This window comes from Streptomyces sp. NBC_01478 (assembly GCF_036227225.1).
GTDB lineage: Bacteria > Actinomycetota > Actinomycetes > Streptomycetales > Streptomycetaceae > Streptomyces.
This window is the reverse complement of sequence record NZ_CP109444.1, coordinates 6,977,043-6,989,632: the sequence shown is the minus strand read 5'-3', so window position 1 is coordinate 6,989,632 and position 12,590 is coordinate 6,977,043. Positions and strand designations below refer to the sequence as shown.

The window sequence follows — 12,590 nt, the reverse complement described above, 5'->3', positions numbered from 1 at the left end:
ATGACCGAACCCAGATTCGACCTGCCCCCGAAGGCCCCGCCAGAGGTCGTCGAGAAGCGCCAGGCTCTGGCCGAGCAGGTGTGCCGGGAACTGCGGCTCGTCGGTTTCACCGTGTACAGGGGTGACCTCACCGGCGGTCCGCACTACCTGCCCGGCGTGGACGTGCACGTCACGCCCTTCGTCGACGGCGGGGTGTACGCGGACTGGCACACGGACGCGGAGCTGAGAGGTCCCGCGCTCGAGCTCTACGCCCGGGGGATCGACTACGCGAACCCGCCTCCGGCCCTCCGCCACTATCAGACGGTGCTCGGCCAGATGCGGGCCGTGATGACGGCGATCCTCGCCTCGGCCGGATTCGAGGTCGAGGAACCGGACGGCCACGCGCACGGAAGCATGGTCCAAGTGACGGGCTTCCGGCCCTGATCAACCCGTTCCCAGAGCCCCGCCGAAGCCGGATTGTTCCGGTTTCGGCGGGGCCCGCCGTCCGACGTGACCGACCCCACCCACCACCCCGTTCAAACTCCGTTAACAATGGACTGTGATCTCTCCGGTCTCCCCGATGCCCCGGAGCGCCCACCGGCACAAGCCGGAGGCGACTCCCTACGTCGACCTCACCCGAGCCGAGTGGAGCGCGCTGCGCGACAAGACGCCGCTGCCGCTCACCGCCGAGGAGGTCGAGAAGCTGCGCGGCCTCGGTGATGTCATCGACCTCGACGAGGTGCGTGACATCTACCTCCCGCTGTCCAGACTCCTCAACCTCTACGTCGGCGCCACGGACGGCCTGAGAAACGCGCTGAACACCTTCCTCGGCGAACAGGGCTCCCAGTCCGGCACCCCGTTCGTCATAGGCGTCGCCGGCTCCGTGGCCGTGGGAAAGTCGACCGTCGCGCGCCTCCTCCAGGCGCTGCTCTCCCGCTGGCCCGAGCACCCCCGCGTCGAACTGGTCACCACCGACGGATTCCTGCTGCCCACAAGGGAGTTGGAGGCCCGCGGGCTCATGTCGCGCAAGGGCTTCCCCGAGTCGTACGACCGCCGCGCGCTCACCCGCTTCGTCGCCGACATCAAGGCCGGGAAGGACGAGGTCACCGCGCCCGTCTACTCGCACCTCATCTACGACATCGTGCCCGATCAGCGGCTCACCGTCCGCCGGCCCGACATCCTGATCGTGGAGGGGCTGAACGTGCTGCAGCCCGCGCTCCCCGGCAAGGACGGCCGTACGCGGGTCGGTCTCGCCGACTACTTCGACTTCAGTGTGTACGTCGACGCGAGCGCCGAGGACATCGAGCGCTGGTATCTGAACCGGTTCCGCAAGCTGCGCGCCACCGCGTTCCAGAACCCGGACTCGTACTTCCGCAAGTACACCCAGGTCTCCGAGGACGAGGCCGTCGACTACGCCCGCACCCTCTGGCGCACCATCAACAAACCCAACCTGGTGGAGAACATCGCCCCCACCCGGGGCCGCGCCGCCCTCGTCATCCGCAAGGGAACCGACCACAAGGTGCGCCGACTCAGCCTGCGGAAGCTGTAGTGCGGCCTGATAGAAGTGCGTCATGCTGCACCTGCGCCTGATCTCCCCCGCCGACCGGACCGACGCCGTGGTCCGGCTGATCGAGACGACCGTCGGCACCGCACACCTCGTCGTCCTGCCCGGCGCCGCCCGCAACCCGGCCGGCGACGTCGTGATGTGCGATGTCGCCCGCGAGGCCGGTGACGAACTCATCGGCGCGCTAAGGGAGTTGGAGCTGGACCGCACCGGCTCCATCGCCGTCGAGAACATCGACCTGTCGCTGTCGGAGCGGGCCGACGAGGCCGCGGAGGAGGCGCCCGGCGAAGGTGCCGACGCCGTGCTGTGGGAGCACCTCGCCGACGCGACGCACGAGGAGTCGACCCTTACCGTCACCTACGTCGCGTTCCTGGCCGTGGCGACCATGCTCGCGGCCTGCGGTGTGATGCTGGACAACGCGATCCTGATCGTGGGCGCGATGGCCGTAGGACCGGAGTTCGGGCCGCTCGCGGGAATCTCGACGGCGTTGGTGCGGAAGGCACCCCAACTGGTCTGGCGGTCGCTGTGGGCGCTGCTCGCCGGGTTCGCGGCGGCCATGGTCCTTACGGCGGGCTTCAGTTGGCTGCTGGACACCCTCGGGCTCTTCGAGAAGTCGATGGTGGAGGCCCCGCGCCCCAACACCGCCTTCATCTGGAAGCCCGACTGGATGTCCTTCGTCGTGGCCTTCCTGGCCGGCATCGCGGGCACCCTGTCGCTGACGTCCGCGAAGTCCGGTGCCCTGATCGGCGTCGCGATCTCGGTGACGACCGTCCCGGCCGCCGCGAACGCCGCCGTGGCCTTCAGCTACGGCGACTACTCCCAGACGTGGGGCTCCACTTGGCAGTTGCTCGCCAACCTGGGCGGCATCGTGCTGGCGGGCACGCTCACGCTGCTGGCCCAGAAGGCGTTCTGGGCCTGGCAGCGTGAGCGCACACCTCGAGCGGGCCAAAACCCGTCCGGACGCTAGGAGTTGAGCTGCGTCCACATCCAACTGCCGCCCACCCGCACGTAGAGCCGATTGTTGGCCGTGTCGACCGCCGTCGTCCCGTCGAGGGGCGTCCGGGTGAACGAGGAGTCGCTGACGGCGCCGGCGACCAGGCGTAGCCGGGGTCCCGGCTGGTTGCGGGTCGGGATGGTGCCGCTCGACTGGGTGCCGGTGTTGCCGTAGCAGTTCTCCACCAGGAAGTCGCCGGCGCTGCTCGCCTCGTAGTAGATGTGAGCCCCGGCCGGCTTGGTGCCGTAGACGCCGACGACGTCGCGCAGGACGGCGGTCGTGCCGGATCCGGCATAGAGGTCGATGCCGGAGTTGATGGTGGCGGTGGAGCCGTTGGCGATGAGGACGTTCTCCAGCGAACTGGCGATTCCGGCCCAGGCGATGATGTTCTGCGCGGTGGAGTAGCCGCTGGCGAAGCCGCCCGCGTACGCGTAGATGTTGCTGGCGTGGACGTGCTTGCAGGAGGCGTCGACCTTCAGGTGTGGGCCGCCCTGCATCTGCGAGGTCTCGAACTTGCAGTCCGTGAGGTGGATGCCGTTGGGATTGTTGATGGCGGCCGGGCCCTGGGTGATCCACAGCGCGCCGGTCCCGAAGGCTTCCAGACGGCACCCGGTGAAGTGGATCTGGTTGATGTTGTCGGTGCTGTACCCCCATGCCCCCGAGGTGGCCGTGGAGGTGTTGCGCAGCCAGATGTTGGGGCTGGAGGTGCCCGCGGTCCCGGTGGACGACTCGATCACCAGGTTGTAGAAGCGGGAGTCCCAGAACTCCACGGCGTCGACGCAGATGTCGAGGTTGCTGGTCATGAAGACGTCGCGGAAGTAGCAGTTGTCCGTGTAGTACAGCTCCAGCAGCAGCCCGGTGTGGTTGTTGCCGTTGAAGCCGAGGTCGTCGACGGAGCAGTAACGCCGGTGCGTCGCACCGGTGTTGTCGGCCCCGGCCCCCGACATGCGCAGCAGGATGCCGTCCGCGCCCTTCACGAGCATCGCGGCCTTGCTGTTGGCGCCCACGAGCCGGATGTTGTTGCCGGTGACCGACAGGGCGGGGGTGGTACCCGCGGGTTTGACCAGGTACTTGCCCGTCGGGAAGTAGACGGTGCCACCGCCGGCCGCCGCGGCGTCGATCGCCGCCTGGACCTTGGCGGTGTCGTCCGTGGAGCCGTCGCCGACGGCGCCGTACTCCTTGACGTCGAACCAGTCCGAGCCCCCGGCCGCCGCCGCGGCGGGCGTCGCGCTCCCCACGGTGATCGCCGCACCGGCACCGGCACCGGCCAGCCCGGCGACTGCCCCCGCCAGGAACTTACGGCGTCTCGTGCTGCTGTCCGACTGCTGTTCCGAACCCATACCGGCCCCCCAAGGCGCTCTTGCTGACTGTCGTCAGACCGGTGATCGTACCGATCTTGGACGAGCCGAGGGGGGCGGCAGGGAAACTCAGCCCAGCGCCGACTTCACCGCGTCCGCCAGCCGCCCGGCGACCGACCGCGCCTGGTCGATGTCGGCGGCCTCCACCATCACCCGTACCAGCGGCTCGGTACCGGACGGACGCAGCAACACCCGCCCCGTGGACCCGAGTTCACGCTCGGCCTCGGAGACCGCCGCAGCAAGGTCGGCGGAGGTGCCCACCCGGGTGCGGTCCACGTCGGGCACGTTGATGAGCACCTGCGGCAGCCGCGTCATCACGGACGCGAGGTCCTTGAGGGTACGACCCGTGTCGGCGACCCGAGCGGCCAGCATCAGGCCGGTCAGCGTGCCGTCGCCGGTGGTCGCGTGGTCCAGGATGATGACGTGCCCGGACTGCTCGCCGCCCAGCGCGTAGCCGTGCTCCTTCATCTCCTCCAGGACGTAGCGGTCACCGACCGCGGTCTGAATGAGCGTCAGGCCCTCGCGCTCCATGGCCAGTTTGAAGCCGAGGTTCGACATGACGGTCGCGACGACGGTGTCGGAGCGCAGTGCGGAACGCTCCCGCATCGCCAGCGCGATCACGGCCATGATCTGATCCCCGTCGACCTCTTCACCGGTGTGGTCCACGGCCAGGCAGCGGTCGGCGTCCCCGTCGTGCGCGATGCCGAAGTCGGCGCCGTGCTCGACGACGGCGGCCTTGAGCAGACCCAGGTGGGTCGAGCCGCAACCGTCGTTGATGTTCAGCCCGTTGGGGTCCGCGCCGATCGTGATGATCTCTGCGCCCGCGCGCGAGAACGCCTCCGGGGAGACCCGGGAGGCGGCGCCGTGCGCCTCGTCGAGGACGATCTTCAGCCCGTCGAGCCGGTTCGGGAGCACGCCGATGAGATGGGCGACGTACTGGTCGAAGCCTTCGCCGTAGTGCCGGACCCGGCCGACGCCCGAGCCGGTCGGGCGGTCCCAGGGAGCGCCGGTGCGGTGCTCCTCGTAGACCTTCTCGATCCGGTCCTCCAGCTCGTCGTCGAGCTTGTGCCCGCCGCGCGCGAGGAACTTCAGTCCGTTGTCGGGCATGGCGTTGTGGCTGGCGGAGAGCATCACACCGAGGTCGGCGCCCAGCACACCGGTGAGATACGCCACCGCGGGGGTGGGCAGCACACCGACGAGCAGTACGTCCACTCCCGAGCTGGCCAGGCCCGCGACCACCGCGGCCTCCAGGAACTCCCCGGACGCGCGCGGGTCCCGCCCGACCACGGCCGTCGCCCGGTGGCCTGCGAAGGTGCCCGCCTCGGCCAGCACATGCGCCGCCGCGACGGAGAGCCCGAGGGCCAGTTCGGCCGTCAGATCCGCGTTGGCGACACCGCGCACGCCGTCCGTGCCGAAGAGTCGTCCCACTTGTCCTCCTGAGGAAGGCGAAAGTTCTGCAGGGCGAAAGTCCTGCATCCAGGCATACGATGCCTGTTCATCCGATCACACAAGCCTTTGAGCGTCTTGTGCCGTTATACGCCTCCGGCTGTGATAAACGAACGCCCCGACGGCACAAGTGGCGTGCCGCCGGGGCGTTCGGAGTACAGACAGCAGGCGAGATTTAGCGCTTGCTGTACTGCGGGGCCTTGCGGGCCTTCTTGAGACCGGCCTTCTTGCGCTCGACCGCACGGTCGTCGCGACGGAGGTAACCGGCCTTCTTGAGGGCGGCGCGGTTGTTGTCCACGTCGGCCTCGTTCAGCGCGCGGGCCACGCCGAGGCGCAGGGCACCGGCCTGACCGGAGACGCCGCCACCCGAGATACGGGCGATGACGTCGTAGCGGCCGTCGAGCTCGAGCACCTTGAAGGGCTCGTTGACTTCCTGCTGGTGGACCTTGTTCGGGAAGTAGTCCTCGAGCGTGCGCCCGTTGACCTTCCACTTGCCGGTGCCGGGCACGATGCGGACGCGCGCGATGGCGTTCTTGCGACGGCCCAGGCCGGCGGCCGGCTGCGGGTCGCCGAAGCGGCCGGCGAGCGACTCCGACGTGTACTCACCCTCGACGGGGACGTCGGACTCGGTGGTGTAGCTCTCGATGTCGACGAGCTCGGTCTCGGTCTCTTCGACCGGCTGCTCAACGGTGGTCTCGGCCACGGTTCTCCTCAGATTCTTTTCTGTCTTAGGGGGTGTGGCCGGAACTACTGCGCGACCTGGGTGATCTCGAACGGCACCGGCTGCTGGGCAGCGTGCGGGTGCTGGTCGCCCGAGTAGACCTTCAGCTTGCTGATCATCTGACGGCCCAGGGTGTTCTTGGGGATCATGCCCTTGATGGCCTTCTCGACGGCCTTCTCGGGGTTCTTCGCCAGCAGCTCGTCGTAACGGACGGAGCGCAGACCACCCGGGTAACCGGAGTGGCGGTACGCCAGCTTCTGGGTCTTCTTGTTGCCGGACAGGTGAACCTTGTCGGCGTTGATGATGATGACGAAGTCGCCCATGTCCATGTGCGGGGCATAGGTCGGCTTGTGCTTGCCACGGAGGAGGTTCGCGGCAGTGGTAGCCAGACGGCCGAGGACGATGTCCTGGGCGTCAATGACGTGCCACTGGCGAGTCACATCGCCGGGCTTGGGGCTGTACGTACGCACTTCGCAGCCTTCTTCTTCAGTGGATGGGTGCTGAAACATGGCATCACTGAAGCGATCGTGCAGCTTGGGACGACACTGCCGGGTTCAGCGCCCGTATGCCGTCCACTGGTAACTGCTCCAGGGAACCTACGTACGGCCTCTCGCGTGAGAACGACCAGACCGATACGCATAACGAACTGTAAGAGTACCCGCGCCGCCCTGGGCGGGTCAAAATGGCGTGGGCCCGCACCCCACAACAGCACACAGCAACTATCCGGGCACGCAACGTGACAACCCCAACGTCAGTTGCTCCAGGGCTTATTGAGGCGCACCTGTACGCCCGTTGCCCCGTCTAGGATGCGACCCATGAGCTTCGGACAGGGGGGACCCCAGTCCCAGTGGGATCCCTGGAAACCCAATTCGCAGCAGCCTTGGGGTGGCAACGTCGACGACGAGACCCCCGACTGGGCCGCGCTCGCCGACGCCGCGGAGACGCGCAACAGGCGCAAGAGACTGCTGCTCATAGGCGGCGGCGCGCTCGCGACGGTGGCCGTCGGCACAGCCGTGGCCATGGCCGTGATGTCGGCGAACGACGACACGAGCGCGTCGGGCAAGCCCACCAACCTGCCCGCGAGCGCCTCCGTGCCCAGCGCCGACGCCACCTCGCCGTCCTTCGCGCCGACCAGCGCGCCCCCGCCGCTGGACCCGAAGGATTTCATCTCCAGCAAGGCCAAGGACACGGCACCGCTGAGCCCCGCGACCCTCTTCCCGGGCACCCAGCTCACGGTCGCCTCGACCGTGTACAAGAAGGGCCCGACGGCCGACACCACGAACTGCGCCCCGGTCGCCTCGGGCACCCTCCCCAAGGTCCTCACCGCGAACGACTGCACCCGCCTCATGCGGGTCACGTACGTCAAGGGCAACATCGCGGTCACGGTCGGTGTGGCCCTCTTCGACACCGAGGCACAGGCGACGAAGGTCAAGGGCCAGGCGGACACCAAGAGTGTCGTCAAATCACTGTCCGGCAAGGGCGTCAAGGCCTTCTGCGACGGCGCGGTCTGCCGTACGACGACCAACTCCTACGGCCGCTACGCCTACTTCACGATCGCCGGTTTCACCAGCGGCAAGGACGTGACGACGAAGGACACCGAGGTCTTCACGATCGGCGACGACCTCGCCAAGTTCGCCTTCGACCAGATCCACGCCCGCGGCGAGGCACAGGCTTCGGCGGCGGCCCAGAACTAGGGCCTGTCTGCGGAAACCCCCATGTGAGACCCTCCTCCGACGATCACCGTCGGACCCAGGGGGGACCTGTCCATGACCTCGCACCACGCCACCTCCAGACGCCGCATGCTCGCCACCACGGCCGGCCTCGGCGGCGCCGCCCTCGCCACCACGGTCGCCGCGGCCGGTGAGGCCTCCGCGGCGGACACCGGCGCCGGCTGGCTGAACGTCAAGGACGTGGCCTACGGCGCGCTCGGCGACAACTCCGCCGACGACCGGCCCGCGATCCAGAAGGCGATCGACGCGGCGGGCCAGGGCGGCACCGTCTACTTCCCGCCGGGCCGCTACAAGCTCGGCGCGCCCCTGAAGCTCTCCCTGGGCGTGACGCTGCGCGGCGACTGGAACCCGCACTTCCCGGACCGCACGTTCATGGTCGGCTCCTTCCTCCGGCCGATGTACCCGAACACCGATCTCGGCACCGGCTTCGACGGCGACGCGCTGATCGTCGTCGACCCGGCCCCGGACGCCTCCTCGACGACCGACGCCTACCACAAGTCCGCCTACCAGGGCGGGCCCCGGCTGTACGGCCTGGCCCTGCGCGGCTGCCAGGACGACCAGAACCTCACCGTCCTGAACAAGGCGGGCACCGCCATCACCGGCGTCCGCGTCAGCCCCGGCGTCCGGGACGTCGGCATGGACAAGGTGACGATCTGGCGGTTCACCGGCGACGGCCTCAACGCCCAGAACTCGGCCGCCTTCCAGCTCAACCAGGTGCACTGCGTCGCCAACGAGGGCCACGGATTCACCTGGGGCGACTCGGCGGGCACCGGCGGCGGCCTGGTCGACGCCGACCTCTTCCAGTGCTACTCCCAGGGCAACAAGGGCCACGGCTACGACATCCTCAACCCCAACGCCGTGACGATGGTCGACTGCCGCGCCGAGTGGAACACGCAGCACGGCTACAGCATCACCGGCATCAACTACTCGATGGTGATGGTCGGTTGCAACACCGACCGCAACGGCCAGGACGGCTTCCACCTCTCCACCGCGGCGGGCGGACGCTTCCTCCAGCTCCTCGGCTGCCTCGCCAAACGCGACGGAAAATCGACCACCGGCGCCTCCGGCTTCACCATCACCGGCACCTCCGCCGAGGGCGTCGTCCTCACCGGCTGCTCCACCACCGTGGGCCGCGACGACGACAACGCCGGCACGTACTCCCCCGCCTACGGCATCACCACCTCGGCCCTGAACTCCGCGAGCTGCGTCTCGGTCGTAGGAGGCGAATACGTAGGAACCACCGCCCCCTTCAACGACGCCGGCGCGGTCCTCGTCCGGCACAGCGGCGTCACCGCGGGCACCCAGACCGACACCACCCTGACCTGGGACAAGTCCGACGTCCACATGGTGTCCGGGGCCGCCGGAACCGCCCGGGACGTGCAGTTCTGGAGCCGCGGCAAGAACCGCCGCTGGGCCCTGCGCACCACCGACACCGCCGAGTCCGGCACGGGCGACGGCTCCGACTTCGCCCTGATCCGCTACGGCGACGACGGCACCGCCCTGGACACCCCGGTCACCGTCACCCGCAGCACCGGCCGTGTGTCGTTCACCACCCCGGGCGTCGTCGTCAACGCCAACTCCAGCCCCGGCGTGAACCTCCTCCAGACCCGCGCCGCCGGCCAGGGCTACGCCGTCACCGGCGCCGACACGTCCTCCCGCGCCTTCCAGTCCCAGGTCACCGGCGACGCCGTCAACCGCTTCGCCATCGAGATCAACGGCACCCAGAGCTTCGGCCCGGGCGGCACCACGGGCCGCGACACCAGTTGGGGACGCCTCGGCACGGCCCAGATAGGCAGCCCCGACTCGGACCTCGTGGCGGGCCTGGCGGGCAAGGGCCTCCGCGTGAAAGAGGGCACCAACGCCAAGATGGGCACCCTCACCCTGAACGGCGCCACGGCGGTACCGGTCCCCACCACCGCGGTCACGGCCACCAGCCGCATCTTCCTGACGATCCAGGCCCCGGGCGGCACCCCCGCCGGCATCGCCTACGTCTCCGCCCGCACGGCCGGAACGTCCTTCAGCGTCAAGGGAGTTGCGGGCGACACGTCAACGGTGGCGTGGCTGATCGTGGAACCGGCGTAGCGCCGGCGCTCCCCAACTCCTCAGTGCACAGCGCCTCTTACCCGGCGGGCCTGCGTCTGCCGCTCCGCGAGCAGCGCGTCCGCCGGGTACGCGACCTCCTCCAGGGTCAGCCCGTGCGGCCGTACGACATGCACGGCACTGTCCCGCACCCGCGCGTCCAGCACCTTCCGCGGCCACTCGGCGCCCCGGTGCCCGTCGCCGACGAACACCAACGCGCCCACCATGGACCGCACTTGGTTGTGGCAGAAGGCATCGGCACGCACCTCGATCTCGACGACACCGTCGCCCCGCCGCCGCACCCCGAAGTCAAGAATCTCCCGCACGGTCGACGCACCCTCGCGCTTCTTCGCATAAGCGGCGAAGTCATGTTCCCCCACAAGGGACTTGGCAGCGGCGTCCATCACGTCGACGTCCAACTCCCAGTCGTGCCAGAGGACATGGTTCCGCAGCAAGGGATCGACACCCCCCGCCCGGTCCCCCACCCGGTACACGTACCGCCGCCACAAGGCCGCGAACCGCGCGTTGAACCCCTCAGGGGCCTCCGCCACCCCCCACACCCGCACATCCTTCGGCAACCGCCCCGCAAGCCGCTTCAGCAGCTTCTCCCGGTGCTCCGCCCACAACTCCCCCGGCAGATCGACATGAGCCACCTGCCCCCGGGCATGCACCCCCGCATCGGTCCGCCCGGCCACGGTCAGGTCGTACGCCGCCGCCCCCGACCGCGTCACCGTCCGCAGCGCGTCCTCGATCTCCCCCTGCACGGTCCGCCGCCCCCCGGCCTGCTTGGCCCACCCGGAGAACTCGGTCCCGTCATAAGAGAGATCAAGCCGCACACGAACAAACCCGACCGCTACGTCATCACTCACACCGAGATCCTTTCACCTACACAAAAGCGGGCCCGCCCCTGGAAAGGAACGGACCCGCCACACGCCCTGCTTTTGCTTTTAGGGGCGCGGGGAACTGCGCGACCAGCCACAGCGGACCGGCAGCCAAAAACGGTGTTACGCGTCCTTGGACTCTTCGTCGGCCTCGACCTCAGCCGGCTTCGCGTCCTCGACGACCTCAACCGGGGCAGCAACCTCGGCGTCCTTCGCGGCACGCTTGGTCGCGGCCTCGGCCTCACCCGTCGCAGCCTGTGCGACGGTCAGCGCCTCGACCAGCTCGATGACAGCCATGGGCGCATTGTCCCCACGACGGTTACCGATCTTGGTGATACGGGTGTAGCCACCGGGACGGTTCTCGTACCGCGGACCGATCTCGGTGAAGAGCGTGTGGACGACGCTCTTGTCCGTGATCACCTGGAGCACCTGACGGCGGTTGTGAAGGTCACCCTTCTTCGCCTTGGTGACCAGCCGCTCGGCGTACGGCCGCAGCTTGCGGGCCTTCGCCTCGGTGGTGGTGATACGGCCGTGCTCGAAGAGCGACTTCGCGAGGTTCGCGATGAGCAGCTTCTCGTGCGCGGCACTGCCGCCCAGACGGGCACCCTTGGTGGGCTTCGGCATGGTCTTTCTCCTCAGTGTCTGCCCCGGCCGTATCAGGTACCGAGGTCAGTGTCCGAGCGGGCGATCGCCCGTCGGAGACCCCGCGCCCCGTAAGGGGCGCGGGGAACTGCGCGACCAGCCACAGCCGGTCCGCAGCCAAAATCCGGCGTCCTCGCGGAGCGCCTAGTACTGCTCGGTCTCCACGAAACCCGCGTCCACGTCATCGTCCGCGCCAAACGCGTCCGCCGCGGCCGTCGGGTCGAATCCGGGCGGGCTGTCCTTCAGGGCCAGGCCCATGCCGGCCAGCTTCGCCTTGACCTCGTCGATGGACTTCGCACCGAAGTTACGGATGTCCAGGAGGTCGGCCTCGGAACGCGCCACGAGCTCACCCACGGAGTGGATGCCCTCGCGCTTGAGGCAGTTGTACGACCGAACGGTGAGCTCGAGCTCCTCGATCGGCAGGGCGAGATCAGCGGCAAGGGCGGCGTCCGTCGGGGACGGGCCCATGTCGATGCCCTCGGCGTCGATGTTGAGCTCACGCGCCAGACCGAACAGCTCCACCAGGGTCTTACCGGCGGACGCCATGGCGTCACGGGGACGCATGGCCTGCTTGGTCTCGACGTCGACGATCAGCTTGTCGAAGTCGGTGCGCTGCTCGACACGGGTCGCCTCGACCTTGTACGTGACCTTCAGCACGGGGCTGTAGATGGAGTCGACCGGAATACGGCCGATCTCCTGGCCCACCTGCTTGTTCTGCACGGCGGAGACGTAGCCGCGACCGCGCTCGACGGTCAGCTCCATCTCCAGCTTGCCCTTGCCGTTGAGCGTGGCGAGGACGAGGTCGGGGTTGTGCACCTCGACACCGGCCGGGGGCGCGATGTCGGCGGCGGTGACCAGACCCGGACCCTGCTTGCGCAGGTACATCACGACGGGCTCGTCGTGCTCCGAGGAGACGACGAGCTGCTTGATGTTGAGGATCAGGTCGGTGACGTCCTCCTTGACGCCCGGCACGGTGGTGAACTCGTGCAGAACGCCGTCGATCCGGATGCTGGTGACAGCGGCACCGGGGATCGAGGAGAGGAGCGTACGGCGGAGGGAGTTGCCGAGGGTGTAGCCGAAGCCCGGCTCCAGCGGCTCGATCACGAACCGGGACCGGAATTCGTCGACGACCTCTTCGGTCAGAGACGGACGCTGAGCGATCAGCATGCTGCGATTCCTTCAGTCATGGACACCCA

At 68.6% G+C, this 12,590-nt stretch carries 12 protein-coding genes; 5 read left to right on the top strand and 7 right to left on the bottom strand.

Annotated features, from left to right (window positions below; all coding sequences use genetic code 11):
- The 3 genes from OG223_RS31800 (at position 1) to OG223_RS31790 (ending at position 2,510) form a co-directional block, all read left to right on the top strand.
- Positions 1 to 423: a hypothetical protein gene (locus OG223_RS31800; RefSeq protein ID WP_329255957.1), complete on the top strand. Its 423-nt coding sequence runs from the start codon at positions 1 to 3 to the stop codon at positions 421 to 423.
- 136 nt (positions 424 to 559) lie between these two features.
- The gene (coaA, locus tag OG223_RS31795; protein ID WP_329255955.1) at positions 560 to 1,528 is read left to right on the top strand and encodes a type I pantothenate kinase; all 969 of its coding nucleotides are present in this window, start codon (positions 560 to 562) and stop codon (positions 1,526 to 1,528) included.
- Positions 1,529 to 1,550: 22 nt separating this feature from the next.
- Entirely contained in the window at positions 1,551 to 2,510 is a 960-nt protein-coding gene (locus tag OG223_RS31790) for a DUF389 domain-containing protein (protein ID WP_329255953.1), read from the top strand.
- On the opposite strand, the gene OG223_RS31785 is transcribed toward OG223_RS31790, so the two are convergent.
- The 4 genes from OG223_RS31785 to rplM form a co-directional block, all read right to left on the bottom strand.
- On the bottom strand, positions 2,507 to 3,877 hold the full coding sequence (locus OG223_RS31785; RefSeq protein ID WP_329255951.1) for a glycosyl hydrolase family 28-related protein: 1,371 nt from the start codon (positions 3,875 to 3,877) through the stop codon (positions 2,507 to 2,509). The two genes, OG223_RS31790 and OG223_RS31785, sit on opposite strands and share 4 nt — an antisense overlap.
- An 87-nt stretch (positions 3,878 to 3,964) precedes the next feature.
- The gene (gene glmM, locus OG223_RS31780; protein ID WP_329255949.1) at positions 3,965 to 5,323 is read right to left on the bottom strand and encodes a phosphoglucosamine mutase; all 1,359 of its coding nucleotides are present in this window, start codon (positions 5,321 to 5,323) and stop codon (positions 3,965 to 3,967) included.
- Between the two features lie 193 nt (positions 5,324 to 5,516).
- Positions 5,517 to 6,044: a 30S ribosomal protein S9 gene (gene rpsI / locus OG223_RS31775; RefSeq protein ID WP_019055538.1), complete on the bottom strand. Its 528-nt coding sequence runs from the start codon at positions 6,042 to 6,044 to the stop codon at positions 5,517 to 5,519.
- A 44-nt stretch (positions 6,045 to 6,088) separates the two neighbouring features.
- The gene (gene rplM / locus OG223_RS31770; RefSeq protein WP_013001400.1) at positions 6,089 to 6,532 is read right to left on the bottom strand and encodes a 50S ribosomal protein L13; all 444 of its coding nucleotides are present in this window, start codon (positions 6,530 to 6,532) and stop codon (positions 6,089 to 6,091) included.
- A gap of 345 nt (positions 6,533 to 6,877) precedes the next feature.
- Between rplM and OG223_RS31765 the strand changes: the two genes are divergently transcribed.
- The gene (locus OG223_RS31765) at positions 6,878 to 7,756 is read left to right on the top strand and encodes a hypothetical protein (protein ID WP_329255947.1); all 879 of its coding nucleotides are present in this window, start codon (positions 6,878 to 6,880) and stop codon (positions 7,754 to 7,756) included.
- Between the two features lie 72 nt (positions 7,757 to 7,828).
- Entirely contained in the window at positions 7,829 to 9,874 is a 2,046-nt protein-coding gene (locus tag OG223_RS31760) for a glycosyl hydrolase family 28-related protein (protein ID WP_329255945.1), read from the top strand.
- Between the two features lie 20 nt (positions 9,875 to 9,894).
- On the opposite strand, the gene truA is transcribed toward OG223_RS31760, so the two are convergent.
- The 3 genes from truA to OG223_RS31745 form a co-directional block, all read right to left on the bottom strand.
- Entirely contained in the window at positions 9,895 to 10,740 is an 846-nt protein-coding gene (truA, locus tag OG223_RS31755; protein WP_329255943.1) for a tRNA pseudouridine(38-40) synthase TruA, read from the bottom strand.
- 135 nt (positions 10,741 to 10,875) lie between these two features.
- Positions 10,876 to 11,376 (bottom strand): 50S ribosomal protein L17, encoded by a 501-nt coding sequence (gene rplQ, locus OG223_RS31750; protein WP_329255941.1) that lies wholly within the window; start codon positions 11,374 to 11,376, stop codon positions 10,876 to 10,878.
- 162 nt (positions 11,377 to 11,538) lie between these two features.
- Positions 11,539 to 12,561, bottom strand: coding sequence for a DNA-directed RNA polymerase subunit alpha (locus OG223_RS31745; RefSeq protein ID WP_019055532.1), 1,023 nt, complete (start codon positions 12,559 to 12,561; stop codon positions 11,539 to 11,541).
- Positions 12,562 to 12,590 lie beyond the last annotated feature (29 nt).